The organism is Streptomyces sp. NPDC045695 (assembly GCF_056432025.1).
The window spans coordinates 209348-227975 of the sequence record NZ_JBWKJU010000004.1 but is presented as its reverse complement, the minus strand read 5'-3'; the positions used below and the strand labels follow the sequence as shown (position 1 = coordinate 227975).

The following is an 18628-nucleotide window of genomic DNA, read 5'->3' as shown; positions in this document are numbered from 1 at the left end:
CGGCCTCCGGCGGCCGCGTGGTAGGCCGCCTCGGCGATGGCCCCTAGGTCGTCGTCACAGACCGGCGGCCTCGCGCAGGCGGGCGGCCGTCCTCGTGGCGTCGTAGTCGGCCGGGACGCCCTCGACCAGGATGACCTCGCCCGCGATGTGGTCGGTGCGCAGCGGCAGGATCTCCTGGTAGGCGGGCGAGGCGTACCAGGCGCGGGCCTTCTCGATGTCCGGGAAGCCGATCATGACGACGGTGCCGGGGAAGGGGCCCTCCATGACCTCGACCTCCGCGCCGTGGACGAGGAAGCGGCCGCCGAAGGGGTCCATGGTCGGCTGGATCTCCTCGATGTAGCGCAGGACGTCCGCGTTGACGGTCTCGGGGCGGATGTGGGCGATGGCGTACGCGGTCATGTTGCTCTCCCCTGTCAACGGGCCCGTCGGTTCGGGCCGTTGACCCGATCCTGTCAGGACGTGGCCGCGGTGACGATTACCTCCGAGGTCATGGGAGCACGAGCCGGCGCGGGCTGGAAGGTGCGCCGGTAGGCGATCGGCGAGATGCCGAGGGCGGCGCGCATGTGCTGGCGCAGCGAGCCCGCCGAGCCGAAGCCGGAGCGGTGGGCGACCAGGTCGACCGCCAGATCGCTGGACTCCAGCAGGTGGCGGGCGATCTCCAGGCGCTGGGCGGTGAGCCACTGCACCGGGGTCATGCCGACCTCGTCGCGGAACCGCCGGGTGAAGGTGCGCAGGCTCATCCGGGCGTGGGACGCGAGCTCCGCGAGGGTGAGGGGCTCGGCGAGCCGCTCCAGGGCCCAGGCGCGGGTCGCGGTGGTCGTGGCGACGGTCGGTTCGGGGACGGGCCGGTCGATGTACTGGGCCTGTCCGCCGTCGCGCCAGGGCGGTACGACGCACAGTCGCGCGGCGCGGTTGGCGACGGCGGAGCCGTGGTCCCGGCGGATCATGTAGAGGCACAGGTCGACGCCGGCGGCCACGCCCGCCGAGGTGAGGATGTCGCCGTCGTCGACGAAGAGGACCTCCTCGTCGAGCCGCACGCGCGGGAAGCCCCGCTGGAACTCGGGCGCGTGCATCCAGTGCGTGGTGGCGGGCCGGCCGTCGAGCAGTCCGGCGGCGGCCAGGACGTAGGAGCCGGTGCAGAGGGAGACCAGCCGGGTGCCGGGCCGGATCGCGGCGAGGGCGTCGGCCAGCGCCCGCGGCAGGGGCGCTCCCTGGGCGAGGTCGTCCATGGCGTGCGTGGGCGTGATGATCACGGTGTCGGCCTCGGCGAGGGCCTCGGGGCCCGTCGAGACGCCGACGGTGAAGCCCGCGTCGCTGGTCACGGGCTGCCCGTCGGCGGTGCAGACGGTCAGCTCGTAGAGCGGCTTCCCCGCCTCGTCGAAGGCGTTGCCGAAGACCCGGGAGGGGATCCCGAGCTCGAACGGGGGGACGCCTTCGAGGGCGAGTACGGCGATCCGGTGCATGGCCAGATCCTGACACATGGTGGCCGTCCGGCCAACCCCACGGGTCGGTTGCGCCCCCGAAGCTGGTTCCGCAGCAGCAACCGGACACCACCGGACACACCTGAGGAGAAACACATGCGCGCCGTCGTCGTCAGCCAGTGGGGCGGACCCGAGGTACTGACCGAGACCGAGCTGGAGCGGCCCGTGCCGGCCATGGGCGAAATCCTGGTACGGGTCCATGCGGCCGGGGTGAACCCCGTCGACTGGAAGACCCGGGCCTCCGGCGCCCTCATCCCCTGGGGCCCGGTCCCGGCGGTCGGCTGGGACGTGTCCGGCACGGTCGAGGCGGTCGGCCCCGGCGTCACCCTGCACCGGGTGGGCGACGAGGTGTACGGAATGCCCCGCTTTCCGCAGCAGGCCGGCGCCTACGCCGAGTACGTGACGGCTCCCGCCCGGCACTTCGCCCGCAAGCCCGCCTCCCTGGACCACGTACAGGCCGCCGCGCTGCCGCTGGCGGCGCTCACCGCCTGGCAGGCGCTGGTGGACACCGCGGGGGTCTCGGCCGGGCAGCGCGTGCTGGTGCACGCGGCGGCCGGCGGGGTCGGCCACCTGGCCGTGCAGATCGCCAAGGCCCGCGGCGCCTACGTGATCGGCACCGCGAGTGCGGGCAAGCACGACCTGCTGCGCGCTCTGGGGGCCGACGAGGTGATCGACTACCGCACCACCGACTTCGAGGACGCCGTCACGGACGTCGACGTGGTGATCGACGCCATCGGCGGGGACTACGGGCAGCGCTCCCTGAAGGTGCTCAAGCCGGGCGGCCACCTCGTGACCCTGCCCGGCCCGGACGGCATCCCGGCCGATACGCAGGGCGTGCACGCGGCCTGGGTCCTGGTGGAGCCGGACCTGGCGGGCCTCCAGGAGATCGCGGCCCTCGTCGAGCGGGGTCTGCTGAGGCCGCTGGTCGACACGGTGCTGCCGCTGGCGCAGGCCGCGAAGGCCCACGAGATCGGCGAGCGGGGCCGCACCACCGGCAAGATCGTCCTGACGGTGGTCTGAGACCGGGTCTCCCGGGGTGTCTTGGACCGGCCCAAGGCACCCTAGACCGGTGCGGCGGCCCGCTGGGTCGTCGCGATGGTGGCGGAGCCGACCACGCGCGTGCCGTCGTAGAGCACGATCGCCTGGCCGGGGGCCACGCCGCGGACCGGCTCCGTGAAGGAGACGCGCAGCTCGCCGTCCACGACCTCGGCGAACACCTCGGTCTCGCCGCCGTGGGCGCGCAGCTGCGCGGTGTAGGTGCCCGGGGCGGCGGGGGTGGAGCCGCACCAGCGGGGGCGGATCGCGGTCAGGGCGGTGACGTCGAGGGCCTCGACCGGTCCCACCGTGACGGTGTTGTTCACCGGGGAGATGTCCAGGACGTAGCGCGGCTTGCCGTCGGCGGCGGGGTGGCCGATGCGCAGGCCCTTGCGCTGGCCGATGGTGAAGCCGAAGGCGCCCTCGTGCGTGCCGACCGTCCGTCCGGTCTCGTCGACGATGTCGCCCTCGGCCTTGCCCAGGCGGTTCGCGAGGAAGCCCTGGGTGTCGCCGTCGGCGATGAAGCAGATGTCGTGGCTGTCCGGCTTCTTCGCGACGGCCAGGCCCCGCTCCTCGGCCTCCGCGCGGATCTCCTCCTTGGTGGTGAGGGTGTCACCGAGGGGGAAGAGGGCGTGGGCGAGCTGCTTCTCGTCGAGGACGCCGAGGACGTACGACTGGTCCTTGGCCATGTCGGAGGCGCGGTGCAGCTCGCGGGAGCCGTCCTCGTTCTCGACGACGGTGGCGTAGTGGCCGGTGCAGACGGCGTCGAAGCCGAGGGCGAGCGCCTTGTCGAGCAGCGCGGCGAACTTGATCTTCTCGTTGCAGCGCAGGCAGGGGTTAGGGGTGCGCCCGGCCTCGTACTCGGAGATGAAGTCCTCCACGACGTCCTCGCGGAAGCGCTCGGCGAGGTCCCAGACGTAGAACGGGATGCCGATGACGTCGGCGGCGCGGCGGGCGTCGCGGGAGTCCTCGATCGTGCAGCAGCCGCGGGCGCCGGTCCGGAAGGACTGCGGGTTCGCGGAGAGGGCGAGGTGTACGCCGGTCACGTCGTGCCCGGCTTCGACCGCGCGTGCGGCGGCGACGGCGGAGTCCACGCCGCCGGACATGGCGGCCAGGACGCGAAGGGGGCGGGCGGTGCGCGGCAGGTTCTCAGTCATAGCACCGTCCAGAGTACGGGGGAACCGAGCGGGGTCACAGCGCGTTGTGGGGTACGGGGGGTGGATCACATGGCCGAGCAGGGGAATGCAGGGAAGAAGCCGCCGAGCCGGACGCGCAGGGCCGTGCTCTTCGGGGGGCTCGGGGTCGTCGCGGTGGCGGCGGTCGCCGGCCGGGAGGAGATCGGCCGCGCCTGGTGGCTGCTGCCGGGGGTGGCCAAGCCGCGCAAGGAGGGCGAGCTCGACCATGCGGGCGCGGGCTGGACGGCGGCCTCCCCGGCGAACTGGCGGCTGGCCGACCGGCCCGACGACTACCGCGTGGACCGGATCGTCGTCCATGTCACCGAGGGCGGCTACGCGTCCTCGGTCGACGCCTTCAAGAACCCGTGGCACAAGGCGTCGGCGCACTACATAGTCCGCCAGGACGGCCACATCGAGCAGATGGTGCGCGAGCTGGACGTGGCCTTCCACTCCGGCAACCGCTCGATGAACGAGCGCAGCGTGGGCATCGAGCACGTGGGCTTCGTGGACCGGCCGCAGGACTTCACGGACGCGATGTACGCGGCCTCCGCCCGCCTGGCCGCCGACGTCTGCCACCGGTACGGCATACCGGTGGACCGCACGCACATCGTCGGCCACAGCGAGGTCCCGGGCACCGACCACACCGACCCGGGCCGCCACTGGGACTGGGAGCGCTATCTGCGCATGGTCGGCGAGGCTCTGCGCGCGGCTAGCTGAGGCCTGCCGTCCGGGCGCGCTCCACCGCCGGGCCGATGGCCGCGGCCAGCGCGGCGACGTCCTCCTCGGTGGAGGTGTGGCCGAGCGAGAAGCGCAGGGTGCCGCGGGCCAGCTGGGGATCGGTTCCGGCGGCCAGCAGGACGTGGCTGGGCTGGGCCACGCCGGCGGTGCAGGCGGAGCCGGTGGAGCACTCGATGCCCTGGGCGTCGAGCAGGAGCAGCAGCGAGTCGCCCTCGCATCCGGGGAAGCTGAAGTGCGCGTTGGCCGGGAGGCGCTCGTGCGGGTCTCCCCCGAGGACGGCGTCGGGCACGGCCGCGCGGACGGCGGCGATCAGCTCGTCGCGCAGGGCGCCGATCTCGGTGGCGAAGCGCTCGCGCCGCTCGGCGGCGAGGACGGCGGCCACCGCGAAGGCGGCGACGGCCGGCACGTCGAGGGTGCCGGAGCGGACGTGCCGCTCCTGGCCGCCGCCGTGCAGGACCGGTACGGGGCTCTGGTCGCGGCCCAGGAGCAGCGCGCCGATGCCGTACGGGCCACCGATCTTGTGGCCGCTGACGGTCATGGCGGCGAGGCCGCTGGCGGCGAAGTCGACGTCGAGCTGCCCGAAGGCCTGGACGGCGTCCGAGTGCAGCGGGATCCCGTGCTCGCGGGCGATGGCGGCCAGGTCGCGGACCGGCATGACGGTGCCGATCTCGTTGTTGGCCCACATCACCGTGGCCAGGGCCACGTCGTCCGGGTTGCGCTCGACGGCCTCCCGGAAGGCGTCGGCGTGCACGCGGCCGTAGTGGTCCACGGGCAGGTACTCCACGCGCGCGCCCTCGTGCTCGGCGAGCCAGTGGACGGCGTCGAGCACCGCGTGGTGCTCGACGGGGCTGGCGAGGACCCGGGTCCGGGCGGGGTCGGCGTCGCGCCGCGCCCAGTAGAGGCCCTTGACGGCGAGGTTGTCGGCCTCCGTGCCGCCGGCGGTGAAGACCACCTCGCTCGGCCGGGCGCCGACCGCTTCGGCGAAGGCCTCACGGGCCTCCTCGACGGTACGGCGGGCCCGGCGGCCGGCGGCGTGGAGGGAGGAGGCGTTCCCCGTGGCGGCGAAGTGCGCGGTCATCGCCGCGGCGGCCTCCGGCAGCATCGGAGTGGTTGCGGCGTGGTCGAGGTAGGCCATGATCCCCCGATTCTACGAGCCCGCGGGCGGGGCTCCGCCCGGCGGGACTCCGGGCCGGCGGGGCCCGGCGGTGCGCGCCCCCGCCGGGCCGTCTCCCGGGGCTTCGTCCCGCCGGGTCAGAAACGCAGCGCGCGGGCGAGTTGACGGGACTGGGCGACCAGGTGGTCCGTGGAGTCCCAGACCTCAGCGTCCTCCTCCAGGAAGCCGCCGGCCAGGTTGCGGGTGGTGATGGAGACCCGCAGCGGGCCCGGGGCCGGGCGGCGGCGGATGTGGGTGGTCAGCTCCACGGTCGGGGTCCAGGCCACCAGGCCCAGGTCGAACGCGGTCGGCGGCAGCGCGTCCACCGCCAGGAGCATGGAGAGCGGGTCGGCGTCGCGGCCGTCGGCCAGCTCGAACCAGGCCCGCATCTCGCCCTTGCCGGAGGGCGCGCCCAGGGCCCAGCCCGCCGTCGCCGGGTCCAGCCGGAGCCGGAGCCGGTCCACGATGGCGGAGCTGCCGGGGATCGGTGCCGGGCCGGCCTCGGGGCCGATGCAGTCCTCGTAGGCGGGCATGACGGGCGGCACGGCGACCGTGCGCACGTCGTCCGGCAGGGCCGCGAGGTCGCCGTAGGAGGCGAGGACGCGGATGCGCTCGACCTCGGCGCCGTTCTCGTCGTACTGGAACAGCGAGGCCTGGCCGGTGGAGAGGGTGCGGCCGACCCGTACGACCTCGGTGCGGATCACGGCGGGGCCGGGCACGGAGGAGGTCAGGTAGTGCGCGGAGACGGTGAAGGGGTCCGGGTGCGGCAGGGCCGCGGCCAGCGCCCGGCCGACCAGGGCCAGCAGATAGCCGCCGTTGACGGCGGCGATGATCGTCCATCCGGCGGAGAGCTCCGCGTCGTACACCCCGGGCTCGTCGGCGCGGGGGGTGATGGTGGTGTCGCGGTCGAACTCACTGTCGCCGATGGAGGCCTGGGCAGCTGCGTGTGACATGTAAACGACGGTACACCGGCTTACTACTAAGCGGTAGCTTTCTTCTGTTACGGCTCTTCGGCCACGGAGGACCGGCGGTTCCAGGCCAGCGGCGCCCGCCAGTGGTAGCGCATGGCGAGGAGCCGCAGCACGAACGTGGTGACGATCGCCAGTGCGGTGGTGACGGCGTTGAGCGAGTCCAGCGCGATCGAGACGGCGACCATCGCCGCGCCGACGGTCGCGGGCACGGCGTACATCTCCCGGTCGCGCAGCAGCGAGGGCACCTCGTTCACGAGCACGTCGCGCAGGACGCCGCCGCCGACGGCCGTGGCGAGGCCCAGCGCGGCGGACGCGGTGAGGCCGAGACCGTACTCGTAGGCCTTGGTCGTGCCCGACACGCAGAACAGCGCGAGGCCGGCGGCGTCGAAGACGTTGATGGCCCGGTTGATCCGCTGGACCTCGGGGTGGAGGAAGAAGACGAGCCCGGCGGCGATCAGCGGGGTGACGAAGAAGCTGAGCTCGCCGAAGGCCGCAGGCGGGGTGGCGCCGATGACGAGATCGCGGAAGAGGCCGCCGCCGAGGGCGGTGACCAGGGCGAGGACGGCGATGCCGAAGACGTCGAAGTTCTTGCGGACGGCGAGCAGGGCGCCTGCCGTGGCGAAGACGAAGATGCCGGCGAGGTCCAGCGCATGCTGGATCCCGGGCGGGAAGAGATCGTGGAGCACTGGCTCATTGTCGCCCCTCGCCACCCGTCGGGGGATCGCGGGGCTCGGGCCGCAGACCTGCGGGTTCAGGAATCAGTGCCCCGGCCCGGATCGCGCGCCTCACACGCCGGCGGCCGGATTCCGCCCGGCCGGGGCCCGGGGCCCGGGCCCGGGCGTGCCCGACGGAGGCCGGACGTACCCGGCGGAGGCCGGACGTGCCCGGCGGAGGCCGGACGTACCCGGCGGAGCCGAGCCGAGCCGAGCCGCATGGGCCCGCCGGGGTGCGCGGCCAGCGCAGCCTCCCCGGCGGGCACCCACGGACCGTTACGGCGTGACCGTGACCACCGCGTCCGCCGCACCGGGCAGGGGCTCGTCGCCCGGAGCCTGGTCGGGCGCGTTCTCCGGGTGGTGGCAGGCCACCTGGTGGCCCGTCTTCAGCGCCAGCAGCGGCGGTTCCTGCGTCGTGCAGATCTGCGTCGCCTTCCAGCACCGCGTGTGGAAGCGGCAGCCGCTCGGCGGCGAGATCGGCGACGGCACGTCGCCCTTGAGCAGGATGCGGCCGCTCTTCGCGCCGCGCCGCCGCGGGTCGGGCACCGGCACCGCCGACATCAGGGCCGTGGTGTACGGGTGCATCGGCGCCCCGTACAGCGACTTGTTGTCGGCCAGCTCGACGATCTTGCCGAGGTACATCACCGCGATGCGGTCCGACACGTGCCGGATGACCGACAGGTCGTGCGCGATGATCACGTAGGTGAGGCCGAGCTCCTCCTGGAGGTCGTCCAGCAGGTTGACCACCTGGGCCTGGATCGACACGTCCAGCGCCGAGACCGGCTCGTCCGCGACCACCAGCTTGGGCTTCAGCGCCAGGGCCCGCGCGATGCCGATGCGCTGGCGCTGGCCGCCCGAGAACTCGTGCGGGTAGCGGTTGTAGTGCTCGGGGTTGAGGCCCACGAGCGACAGCAGCCGCTGCACCTCGGCCTTGAGCCCGCCCTCCGGGGTGACGTTCTGGAGCTTGAACGGCGCACTGACGATGGTGCCCACCGTGTGGCGCGGGTTCAGCGAGCCGTACGGGTCCTGGAAGATCATCTGCACGTCGCGGCGCAGCGGGCGCATGCCCGACACCCCCAGGTGCGTGATGTCCTTGCCCTCGAACTCGACGGTGCCGCCGGTCGGTTCCAGCAGCCGCGTGATCAGCCGGCCCATGGTCGACTTGCCGCAGCCGGACTCGCCGACGACGCCGAGGGTCTCGCCGCGCCGGACGTCGAAGTCGATGCCGTCGACGGCCTTGACCGCGCCCGCCTGCCGCCGCAGCAGCCCCTTGGTGATGGGGAAGTGCTTGGTCAGGCCGGTGACCTTCAACAGCAGTTCGGGGGCCTCGGCAGCCTCGGGTGCGTCCGGTGCGTCCGTGGCCTGCGCGGGGATGCCGGCCGCGGCCGTGTCCGTCTTCTTGGGGTCAGGCGTCTCGGTCACAGCTTCGGCGCAATCTCTTCGGTCCAGATCCGGGTCCGCTCCTCCTGCGACATGTGACAGGCGGACCAGTGGTGGGTGCCGTCTTCCTCGACCAGCTCGGGCCGTACCGTGCGGGTCACGTTACCCTTGGGCACGTCGGCGTACGGGCAGCGCGGGTTGAAGGCACAGCCGCTCGGGATGTTGATGAGGCTGGGCGGGGAGCCCTTGACCGGGATGAGGCGCTCGGTCTGCTCGCGGTCGATGCGCGGCATCGATCCCAGCAGGCCCCAGGTGTACGGGTGCCGGGGCTCGTAGAAGACCTTCTCGGAGGTGCCCCGCTCGACGCACCGGCCGCCGTACATGACCAGCAGTTCGTCGGCCATCTCCGCGACCACGCCGAGGTCGTGCGTGATCATGATGACCGCGGAGCCGAACTCCTTCTGCAGGTCGCGGATGAGGTCGAGGATCTGCGCCTGGACCGTGACGTCCAGGGCCGTCGTCGGCTCGTCCGCGATGAGCAGTTCGGGGTTGTTGACCAGCGCCATCGCGATCATCGCGCGCTGGCGCATGCCACCGGAGAACTCGTGCGGGTAGCTGTCGACGCGCTTGTGCGGCTCGGGGATGCCTACGCGGTCGAGGAGTTCGACGGCCCGCGCGCGGGCGGCCTTCTTGTCGACCTTGTTGTGGACCCGGTACGCCTCGGCGATCTGCTTGCCGATGGTGAAGTACGGGTGCATCGCGGACAGCGGGTCCTGGAAGATCATGGCGATCTCCCGGCCGCGCAGCCTGCGCACCTCGTCCTCGTCGGCGGAGAGCAGTTCCTTGCCGTTGAGCCAGATCTCGCCGGAGATCCGGGCCCGCTGGCGGCCGTACTGGCCCACGCGGTGCAGGCCCATGATGCCGAGCGAGGTGACCGACTTGCCGGATCCGGACTCGCCCACGATGCCGAGGGTCTTGCCCTTCTCCAGCGTGAAGGAGAGCCCGTCGACCGACTTGACCAGGCCGTCCTCGGTCGGGAAGTGCACCTTGAGGTCGCGGACCTCCAGGAAGGCCGTGGCGGGCTCCACCGCGTCGACCGGCTGGTTGAGGGCTCCGGTCTTGGTCAGATCGGTCATGACAGCCTCACTCGGGGGTCGATCACCGCGTACATGAGGTCAACGATGAGGTTCGCCGCGACGACGAAGAAGGCGGAGATCAGGGTGATGCCCAGGATGACCGGGAGGTCGTGCTCGCTGATGGCGCGGACCGCGCTGTAGCCGAGGCCGTGCAGCGAGAACGTGTACTCGGTCAGCACCGCCCCGCCCATCAGGGCGCCGAGGTCGAGGCCCAGGACGGTCAGGATGGGCGTCATCGTCGAGCGCATGGCGTGCTTGCCGATGACGACGGGTTCCGTCAGCCCCTTGGCGCGGGCGGTGCGGATGTAGTCCTCGTTGAGGACTTCGAGCATGGTGGCGCGGGTGAGCCGCGCGTACATGGCCGCGTAGAGGAAGGCGAGCGAGACCCACGGCAGGACCATGCCGTTGAACCACTTGCCCGGATCGTCGGCGAAGGTCGCCTCGGGCCTGCCGAACCAGCCGAGCTGGTCGGAGAAGAAGGCGATGGCGAGCATGCCCGTGAAGTAGATGGGGAGGGAGACGCCGGCGAGGGCCACGCCCATGGCCGAGCGGTCCAGGACGGTGCCGCGCTTGAGGGCGGAGAGGACGCCGGTGGCGACCCCGCCGAGCACCCAGAGCACGACGGCGCCCATGGCGAGGGAGAGGGTGACCGGGAGCCAGTCGGTCAGCAGCGGCCAGACCTCCTGCTCGGTCTTGAACGAGTAGCCGAAGCAGGGCGCGGCGCATTGCGTGACGTCGGAGCCGTTGGCGTACGTGCGACCCGCCACCAGCCCGACGACGAACTTGCCGAACTGGACGAGGATCGGGTCGTCGAGACCCATCTTCTGCCGGATGCCCTCGATGGCGGCAGGGTCGGACTGCTTGCCGACGAAGTAGAGCGCCGGATCCGTCCCGATCATCTTCGGGAAGAGGAAGAAGATTCCGAAGGTCACCAGCGTGATGACCAACAGCATGACGATGACGGCGAAGATCCGTCGGAGGAGATATGCAAGCACTGCGCTCGGCCTGGCTGCGGCCCGGGGGCGCCCTCTTCTGGAGGGCACCCCCAAGCCGTAACCGCGGCCATCACCTGCCCTTCGTGCCTAGCGGGTGTGGCACTGGAACATCGGAACTGGACTGACGGATCGTTACTTCATGACGCCGAGCGACGCGTAGTCGTAACGGCCGTTGTAGGCGTCGGTGGTGTAGGCGTTCGTCAGACGGCTCGAGCGCCAGGTGATCGTCTTGTCGTAGACGAAGGGCAGGTAGACCGCGGCCTCGGAGACCTTCTGGTTCATCTGCTTGTAGATCTCGCCGGCCTTGTTCGGGTCGGTCTCCGCGATGGCGTCGTCGAACAGCTTGTTGATCGCCGGGTCGTTCAGCTCGGAGAAGTTGTTGTTGCCGCTCTGCAGGATGAAGCGGCCGTCGACCAGCGGCTGCGAGAAGCCCTGACCGGTCGGGAAGTCGGCGCCCCAGCCCATGATGATGATGCCGTAGTTCTTCTCCTTGACGACCTTCGGCGAACCGATGATGCCGGAGGTCTGGGCGCCGTCGATCTGGTCGACGTCGGCCTCGATGCCGACCTGCTTCAGGGCGTTCTGCAGGGAGACGGCGGTCGCGATCTCGACCGGCTTGTTGTTGCGGACCGCGATCGTGGTCTTGAAGCCGGTCTCCTTGCCGCAGGCCTTCAGCGCGGCCTTGGCCTTCTCCAGGTTCGGCTTGCCGTCGTTCTTCAGGACCTCGTACGGGTCGTACTTGGCGTCCGAGCCCTTGATGCCGAGCGGGAGCATGTTCGGGGCGATGTCGCCACCGGCCTGCGGGCCGCCGCGGGCGGTCTGCAGGGACTTCTTGTCGGCCGCGTAGATGACGGCCTTGCGGCACTCGATGTTGTCGAACGGCGCGACGGTCTGGGGCATGACGGCGTACCGGATGAAGCCGGTCTGGCCGTTGTCCAGGTTGTCCTTGTGCTCCTTCAGCGCGGTGGCGCGGGCCGCCTGGCCGATGCCGGTCGCGTTGATGTCGACGTCGAACTCGCCGTTCATCAGGCGCTTGTCCATGTCGTCCGCGTTCGCCATGAACGTGACCGAGATGGTGTCCGGGAGCGCCTTGCGGATGGTGTCCGACTCGGGCTTGTAGTTCTCGTTGCGCGAGAGCTTCATGCTCTTGTTGGGCTCGTACGAGTCGATCTTGTACGGGCCGTTCGAGAAGGGCTTCAGGCCGTACTTGGCCGCGGTGTCCTTCTCCTGCTTGACCGGGCTCGCCGCCGGCATGGCCAGCATCTGCTCGAAGTCACCGTTGGGCTGCGGGAGCTTGAAGATGATGGTCTTCGCGTCCGGGGTCTCGATCGCCTTGAGGCCGAGCTTGTCCGGGGAGGGGTCCTTGTACGGGCCCGGGTACTCGGTCTTCGGGTCGAGGACCTGCATCAGGTAGACCGGACCGCCGGAGATGACGTCCTGGGCCCAGGTGCGTTCGATGCCGTACTTGACGTCCTGGGCGGTGACGGGGGTGCCGTCCTCCCAGGTCACGTTGTCCTTCAGGGTGTACTTGTACGTCTTGCCGCCGTCGGTGATCTCGGCCTTGGCGGTGGCGAGGTCGGGGACGAGCTCGGTGCTCTCGGTGCCGGGACCCGGCTTGAAGCTCACCAGCTGGCGGGCGTAGTAGCGGGAGAAGTCCCACATGAAGCCGTAGTAGCCGCGCTGCGGGTCCCACGAGTCGGCTTCCTGGGTACCGACGAACTTCAGCTCGCCGCCCTTCTTGTCCGAAGGGTTGGCGATCTTGCCGATGCCCGCGTTGAAGCCACCGCCGCCGGCGGAGGTCTTCTCGTCCTTCTTGTCGTCTCCGCCACAGGCGGTCGCGGTCAGCATGACCGCGAGCACGACGGCGGTGCCGGCGGCAAGTCGTCGCTTCGACGTGCGATGGGTAGTCACGATGCTCGCAACCCTCCGTTGTAGTTCCGGTGCACTTACGGCATGAAGCCGGGTCCTGAATTGCCCTGCGATGGCTAGCGGGAGCCCTTCGGGTCGAGGGCGTCACGGACGCCGTCGCCGAAGAGGTTGAAGGCCAGCACGGTGATGAAGATCGCTACGCCGGGGAAGATCATGAACAGCGGATCGTCCTCGTAGGTCCGCACGGCCGTGGAGAGGGTCTCTCCCCAGGACGGCGTGGGCGGCTTGACGCCGACTCCGAGGAAGCTCAGGGCGGCCTCGGTCAGCACATTGGTGGGGATCATCAGCGTCGCGTAGACGGTGATGGGCGCCACCAGGTTCGGGAGCAGTTCGCGGAAGAGGATGTAGACGCGGCCCGCGCCGAGGCTGCGCGCCGCCTCCACGTACTCGCGCTCGCGCAGTGACAGGGTCTGGCCGCGGACGATGCGGCCGATGTACGGCCAGCCGAAGAAGCCGATCACCAGCACCAGTACGGCGATCCGCAGGCCCGAACCCTCGAACCCCCACAGCTTGCTGGGGATGACGGAGATCAGCGCGATGATGAAGAGCAGCTGCGGGAAGGCCAGCAGCAGGTCCATGACCCGGCTGATGGCCGCGTCCACCCAGCCGCCGAAGTAGCCGGCGACGATGCCGAAGAAGGTGCCGAGCGAGACCGCCACGAAGGCGGACAGGAAGGCGACCAGGAGCGAGATCCGGGCGCCGTAGACGATCCGGCTGAAGACGTCGCGGCCGTTGACCGGCTCGATGCCGAGCAGGAAGTCGCCGCTCATGCCGCCGTAGTCGCCGGCCGGCAGGCCGAGCAGCGGGTCCAGCAGGTCCTCGTGCAGCTCCTCCGGCGGGTGGCCGAAGGCGTTGACGATCAGCGGCGCGAAGATCGCGACGAGGATCAGCAGGAGCACGATGACGCCGCCTGCCAGTGCGACCTTGTCACGCTTAAGGCGCAGCCAGGCGATCTGCCACGGCGAGCGCCCTTCGATCGCCTTCGGCGGGACGTCGGAGGCGGCCACGGCCGCGGGCTCGGCCGCGCTGGTGTCGTGCAGTGGTGCCGTCATCGTGGTGGGGACCCCTCTCGGCCGACTGTGGCCGGCCCATGCCCGCCGCTGTGGCGGCTTTGGTTCTATCGGCGTCGCTGATGGTGCGAATGGCGCGAAATGCGCCTGAAGCGCACGTGAAGAGCTGGTGGTTGCGGGATGGACCTGCCTTCGGTGGGGTGGAGTCTTCAACGCCGTCTCAAGCGCCCGCCAGACCTGCCGGGGATGTGATGCGCAACCGTGATCTGTGCCGCGTCCTTCCGTTATCCGAACGACGCGGCCCTATCAGCGGTGAAAGACCGCCCCTTAGCCGCGGAACGGACATCCGGCCCAACTGCCGTGTAGCACTTGGATTTTGGACGGAATCAGCGGATATGCCGAAGGCCGCACCGGTGGGTCCGGTGCGGCCTTCGAGATGAGATGTCTCGCTATGCGGATGTGCGGATGCGCGGGCCACGAGGGCCCCGGACCGGGTCAGTACGCCGGAGCCTGGCCCTCGCGGTCGTAGAAGGGGCGGGTCTGCGCGCGCAGCCACATGGCGACGGGGTCGTGCTCGTCCGCCAGCGCCACCGTGCACACCGGGACGCCCTCGGGGACCACGCCGACCGACTGGCGCATCATCTCCCGTACGGACTCCAGCGCGGGCGCGGAGGCGTCGTACAGGTCGAGCCCGACCGCGAGGTACGGGGAGCCGAGCGCGGGCTGCACCCAGGCGCGGCGCAGCGAGCGCACGGCGGGCGTGCGGTGCGCGTGCTGGGTCAGCAGCCCGTAGAACTGCGGGAGCTCCAGCGCGGGCTCGGAGAGCCGCAGCGGTCCGGCCGGCATCCGGTCCAGGCCGGTCGCCATCCGGCGCAGGTCGGCCCAGGGGATGCCGAGACCGCCGCCCTGGGCGTGCGGGTTGAGCCACAGGCCCCAGCGGTCCGGGTAGAGCGCGCGGGCGATGTCCCGCCCGGTGACCACCTCGTAGCCCCGGCTCCAGCCGCTGGCTGCCAGCTCCTGCGGGGAGGTGACGCAGGGCGCGTACCCCAGGCCCTCGACCTCCATACCGCCGTACTGGGCGTCGGGGGAGCCCGGCTGCCCCTGCCAGAGCAGCATCCACAGCCGGCCCTCGCACAGGGCGTGCAGAAGCGACTCGTAGCTTTCGTAGCGCCCGGGAGTCACCTGGCGCAGCATGTGCTCGACCTGCCCGGCCGCGGCCGTGCCTGACGCACTCACCCGGTACCCCTCTTCGTCTCTTCTTCCGCCCGTCGTCAACGCGTGAACAGCTTAAGCGGCCCTACGGGAGGTAGAAGGGGCGTACGCGCTCACGAATCCAGTCCGTGACCGGGTCCTGGGCGGCGTCCAGGAGGATCAACTGCACGGGCCACGGCGGCGCGACCCGGTTCAGGGCCCGCCCCAGGGCGTCCATCGGGGCGTTTCGCATCTCGGGTTCCCATCCCACCAGGCGGACACCGATGAACAGTTCCGGCGCCCCGCCCTCGATGCTGGCGAGGCAGCGGAAGGCGGCGGCGATCACGCCGGTGGCGCGGAACTCCTCGGCGGCGGCGGCCAGGAAGTCGACCGGGTCCTCCTGCCAGTCGGGCTCGTAGAGCCGTACGCGGCCGCCGGTGGCCGGGCCGTCGAGGGGGGTCCGGCCGGTGCGGCAGAGCTCCGCGACGGCGGGCGGGGGCAGCGGGACGCCGACGGCGCCCTCGGGGTTGAGCGCGATGCCGAGCTGCGGGGGCAGGCCACGGGCGAAGTCGACGGCGGGGGCCACCGCGAAGTCCATGCCGGGGCCGGCGCAGGCGAGGAACTGGGCCTCGGAGCTGTAGACGGGTACGTACGCCGCCCCGCCGATCTCCATCGTGGGCAGGTCCAGGGCGGCCGAGTCCTGCCCGCCGCCGCCGGGCAGGGGCACCCACACCTGGCTGCGCCCGAGCACCTCCAGGATCCGCCCCCCGGCGTCCGGCTGCCCGAGCGCCGCCCCGAGCACCTGCTCCAGCTCATTTGCCGGCCAGCCGCCGCTGTGCATGTGCGTGTGCCTCCATTGGTTCCGCGGATCGTCGTGGCCGAGGTTATCCGTCGGGCCGCGGCGCCGCTGCCGGGGGCCAGCCCCCGGAGCCCCGGTCTTTCAGCCGGGGCTGGCTCCCGGCGGCGCGCCCGGCGAGCTACCCGTGGAACGCGATCCCCGTCACGGTGGCGGCCGAGCGGCGGTCCAGGAGGGTCGCCGAGGCGCAGCCGACGGGCGGGCGGCCCGCCTCCGCCTCGCGCAGCAGGCGGCCCACCGCGCCGCGGTGGCGGGCGAAGGCGTACGCGGAAACCCCGCGGCCGCGCGCCGCCTGGCCCGAGAGGGCCTCCTCGGGGCTGCTGTCCAGCAGGACCAGGTGCAGCGCCCGGCCCCGGCGGCGCGCGGCGGCCGCGAGCAGGCCGCGCACCCAGCTCTGCGTGCCGCAGTCGTGCACCACCACGGAGGCTCCGGAGCGCAGGGCCCGCCCCAGCCCCCAGTAGTGCGCGATCCGCACCAGCGGCCGGTACACCGCGTACGGCAGCGCCTGCGGCATCCGGCGCTCCCAGCGCTCGCGGGTGTCCTGGGAGTCGATGGCAGCGCCCTCGGCCGCGGCCCGCTTGATCAGCGTGCTCTTGCCGCCGCCCGGCAGGCCGGACACCACGACGATGTCCCCTTCCGCGAAGCCGAGCCGCTGCGGGCCGCGCACCGCCGGGCCGCGCAGATCGCGTACGGGACCGCGGCCGAGGCCCGTCCCGGCCGCCGCAGCGGCGTCCGCCGCGCCCTTGCGCCCGCGCGCGCCGCGCTGCGCCGGCACCGCGTCCACGGTTCCCGCCGTCGTCGCCACTACCCCGAATCTGCGCACAGTGTTCGCCTCCCCCGAATCGGGTCGCCAGGACCCTTGCCCACTGAGTGTAAAGAGACGGTAATCCGGCAGCTCTGGTTCCGGTCCGCCCACCGGCGGCCCGGACGCACGTGCGGACCCGCACGCCCGATCACGGACATGGCGTGCAATGATGTGCGCCATCTGGACCAACTGCATACCGGCCGCTTGAATCCGCGCGGGAGAGTCCCGGCACGCCGCAAGGCCGTGCGTGGGCGCCGAAGGAGCAAGATCCTCCCTTGAATCTCTCAGGCCCCGTACCGCGTGGATGAGGCAGATCTGAAAAGCGAGCTGCTCGACAGCTCCACCCAAGGTGCAAGCCGACGTCCTCCGGGACTTGCGGCGAACCTCTCAGGTTCCGATGACAGATGGGGAGGACCCTCCTCGTCATGTCATGCCCTGGGACTCGGGAGCCACACCCATGAGCACTGCCCCCCGTCTGACCGCGCTCGATGCGCTGCACCGCTCGGTCGGTGCGACCATGACCGACTTCGCGGGCTGGGACATGCCGCTGCGGTACGCCAGCGAGCGCGACGAGCACAACGCCGTACGCACCAAGGCCGGTCTCTTCGACCTGTCCCACATGGGCGAGATCACGCTGACCGGCCCTGAGGCCGTCAAGGCCCTCGACTACGCGCTGGTCGGCAACATCTCCACCGTCGGCGTCGGCCGCGCCCGCTACACGCACATCTGCCAGGCCGACGGCGGGATCCTCGACGACCTGATCGTCTACCGCCTCGGCGAGACCGAGTACATGGTCGTCGCCAACGCCTCCAACGCCCAGGTCGTCCTCGACGCCCTGACCGAGCGCGCCGCCGGCTTCGACACCGAGGTCCGCGACGACCGCGACGCGTACGCGCTGATCGCGGTGCAGGGCCCGGAGTCCCCCGGCATCCTGGCGTCCCTCACGGACGCCGACCTGGACGGCCTCAAGTACTACGCCGGCCTGCCCGGCACCGTCGCGGGCGTGCCCGCGCTGATCGCGCGTACGGGCTACACCGGCGAGGACGGCTTCGAGCTGTTCGTCGCCCCCGAGCACGCCGTGGAGCTGTGGCAGGCGCTGACCAAGGCGGGCGAGGGCGTCGGCCTGGTCCCGGCCGGCCTGTCCTGCCGCGACACGCTGCGCCTGGAAGCGGGCATGCCGCTGTACGGGCACGAGCTGAGCACCTCCCTGACCCCGTTCGACGCGGGCCTGGGCCGGGTCGTGAAGTTCGAGAAGGAGGGGGACTTCGTCGGCCGCGCCGCACTGGAGGCCGCCGCCGAGCGCGCCGCCACCAACCCGCCGCGCAAGCTGGTCGGCCTGATCGCCGAGGGCCGCCGCGTCCCGCGCGCCGGTTTCCCGGTCGTCGCCGACGGTCAGGTCATCGGCGAGGTCACCTCGGGCGCCCCCTCGCCGACGCTGGGCAAGCCGATCGCGATGGCGTACGTGGACGCGGCGCACGCCGCGCCCGGCACCTCCGGCGTCGGCGTCGACATTCGCGGTACGCATGAGCCGTACGAGGTCGTGGCGCTGCCGTTCTACAAGCGGCAGAAGTAGTTCCGCACACGACATCCGCCGTACGGACGCCCGTACGGCGCCGTCTCAGTACCCGAGACCGCAGTTCGTATCCACTCCCCCGCATCCAGGAGAATCAGGTCATGAGCAACCCCGAGAAGCTGCGTTACACCAAGGAGCACGAGTGGCTGTCGGACGCCGTGGACGGCGTCGCGACGGTCGGCATCACGGAGTTCGCGGCCAACGCGCTCGGTGACGTCGTCTACGCCCAGCTCCCCGAGGTCGGCGAGACCGTGACCGAGGGCGAGACCTGTGGCGAGCTGGAGTCGACCAAGTCGGTCAGCGACCTGTACTCCCCCGTCTCCGGTGAGATCGTCGAGTTCAACCAGGACGTCGTCGACGACCCGGCGCTCGTGAACACCGCCCCGTTCGAGGGCGGCTGGCTGTTCAAGGTGCGCCTCTCGGAGGAGCCGAAGGACGTCCTGTCCTTCGGTGAGTACACCGCCCTCACCGCCGGTAACTGACCCCA

Annotated in this window: 18 protein-coding genes and 1 riboswitch; of the genes, 4 read left to right on the top strand and 14 right to left on the bottom strand. The window is 71.5% G+C overall.

What is annotated here, in order from left to right; translation table 11 throughout:
* Positions 1-54 precede the first annotated feature (54 nt).
* A complete protein-coding gene (locus tag AC07DU_RS09950; RefSeq protein WP_360905240.1) occupies positions 55-399 on the bottom strand; it encodes a DUF1330 domain-containing protein in 345 nt (114 codons plus the stop codon).
* Between the two features lie 53 nt (positions 400-452).
* Positions 453-1463, bottom strand: coding sequence for a GlxA family transcriptional regulator (locus tag AC07DU_RS09945; protein WP_479110595.1), 1011 nt, complete (start codon positions 1461-1463; stop codon positions 453-455).
* A gap of 114 nt (positions 1464-1577) precedes the next feature.
* Between AC07DU_RS09945 and AC07DU_RS09940 the strand changes: the two genes are divergently transcribed.
* The gene (locus AC07DU_RS09940) at positions 1578-2501 is read left to right on the top strand and encodes an NADP-dependent oxidoreductase (RefSeq protein ID WP_479110593.1); all 924 of its coding nucleotides are present in this window, start codon (positions 1578-1580) and stop codon (positions 2499-2501) included.
* A 41-nt stretch (positions 2502-2542) separates the two neighbouring features.
* Here AC07DU_RS09940 and mnmA read toward each other — a convergent pair whose 3' ends face one another.
* Complete coding sequence (gene mnmA, locus AC07DU_RS09935) at positions 2543-3673, bottom strand: tRNA 2-thiouridine(34) synthase MnmA (protein ID WP_453371666.1); 1131 nt, start codon at positions 3671-3673, stop codon at positions 2543-2545.
* Between the two features lie 69 nt (positions 3674-3742).
* Here mnmA and AC07DU_RS09930 point away from each other — a divergent pair, with 69 nt between their 5' ends.
* Positions 3743-4408: an N-acetylmuramoyl-L-alanine amidase gene (locus AC07DU_RS09930; RefSeq protein WP_479110591.1), complete on the top strand. Its 666-nt coding sequence runs from the start codon at positions 3743-3745 to the stop codon at positions 4406-4408.
* Here AC07DU_RS09930 and AC07DU_RS09925 read toward each other — a convergent pair.
* From AC07DU_RS09925 to AC07DU_RS09875, 11 genes are all read right to left on the bottom strand, one after another.
* Entirely contained in the window at positions 4401-5564 is a 1164-nt protein-coding gene (locus AC07DU_RS09925) for a cysteine desulfurase family protein (RefSeq protein ID WP_479110589.1), read from the bottom strand. The two genes, AC07DU_RS09930 and AC07DU_RS09925, sit on opposite strands and share 8 nt — an antisense overlap.
* Positions 5565-5680: 116 nt before the next feature.
* A complete protein-coding gene (locus AC07DU_RS09920) occupies positions 5681-6535 on the bottom strand; it encodes a thioesterase family protein (protein ID WP_360888736.1) in 855 nt (284 codons plus the stop codon).
* A gap of 47 nt (positions 6536-6582) precedes the next feature.
* The gene (locus AC07DU_RS09915) at positions 6583-7239 is read right to left on the bottom strand and encodes a trimeric intracellular cation channel family protein (protein ID WP_360888733.1); all 657 of its coding nucleotides are present in this window, start codon (positions 7237-7239) and stop codon (positions 6583-6585) included.
* Positions 7240-7542: 303 nt separating this feature from the next.
* Complete coding sequence (locus AC07DU_RS09910) at positions 7543-8640, bottom strand: ABC transporter ATP-binding protein (protein ID WP_360888818.1); 1098 nt, start codon at positions 8638-8640, stop codon at positions 7543-7545.
* A 44-nt stretch (positions 8641-8684) separates the two neighbouring features.
* Complete coding sequence (locus tag AC07DU_RS09905) at positions 8685-9782, bottom strand: ABC transporter ATP-binding protein (RefSeq protein ID WP_360888730.1); 1098 nt, start codon at positions 9780-9782, stop codon at positions 8685-8687.
* Positions 9779-10777: an ABC transporter permease gene (locus tag AC07DU_RS09900; protein WP_360888727.1), complete on the bottom strand. Its 999-nt coding sequence runs from the start codon at positions 10775-10777 to the stop codon at positions 9779-9781. The genes AC07DU_RS09905 and AC07DU_RS09900 overlap by 4 nt, the downstream gene beginning before the upstream one ends.
* 132 nt (positions 10778-10909) lie before the next feature.
* Positions 10910-12688 (bottom strand): ABC transporter substrate-binding protein, encoded by a 1779-nt coding sequence (locus AC07DU_RS09895; RefSeq protein ID WP_479030895.1) that lies wholly within the window; start codon positions 12686-12688, stop codon positions 10910-10912.
* A 74-nt stretch (positions 12689-12762) separates the two neighbouring features.
* Positions 12763-13758, bottom strand: a complete 996-nt coding sequence (locus tag AC07DU_RS09890; RefSeq protein ID WP_360888721.1) for an ABC transporter permease — start codon at positions 13756-13758, stop codon at positions 12763-12765.
* A gap of 453 nt (positions 13759-14211) precedes the next feature.
* Positions 14212-14952: an enhanced serine sensitivity protein SseB C-terminal domain-containing protein gene (locus AC07DU_RS09885; RefSeq protein WP_360888718.1), complete on the bottom strand. Its 741-nt coding sequence runs from the start codon at positions 14950-14952 to the stop codon at positions 14212-14214.
* A gap of 61 nt (positions 14953-15013) precedes the next feature.
* On the bottom strand, positions 15014-15748 hold the full coding sequence (locus tag AC07DU_RS09880) for an enhanced serine sensitivity protein SseB (protein WP_453371662.1): 735 nt from the start codon (positions 15746-15748) through the stop codon (positions 15014-15016).
* A gap of 136 nt (positions 15749-15884) precedes the next feature.
* Positions 15885-16568 (bottom strand): AAA family ATPase, encoded by a 684-nt coding sequence (locus AC07DU_RS09875; RefSeq protein WP_453371661.1) that lies wholly within the window; start codon positions 16566-16568, stop codon positions 15885-15887.
* A gap of 205 nt (positions 16569-16773) precedes the next feature.
* A riboswitch (glycine riboswitch) is annotated at positions 16774-16877 on the top strand.
* Positions 16878-17025: 148 nt separating this feature from the next.
* Between AC07DU_RS09875 and gcvT the strand changes: the two genes are divergently transcribed.
* Positions 17026-18141 carry a glycine cleavage system aminomethyltransferase GcvT gene (gcvT, locus tag AC07DU_RS09870; RefSeq protein WP_479110587.1) on the top strand — a complete coding sequence of 372 codons (1116 nt, stop codon included), beginning with the start codon at positions 17026-17028 and terminating at the stop codon, positions 18139-18141.
* 101 nt (positions 18142-18242) lie between these two features.
* A complete protein-coding gene (gene gcvH / locus AC07DU_RS09865) occupies positions 18243-18623 on the top strand; it encodes a glycine cleavage system protein GcvH (RefSeq protein WP_360888707.1) in 381 nt (126 codons plus the stop codon).
* Positions 18624-18628: the final 5 nt, after the last annotated feature.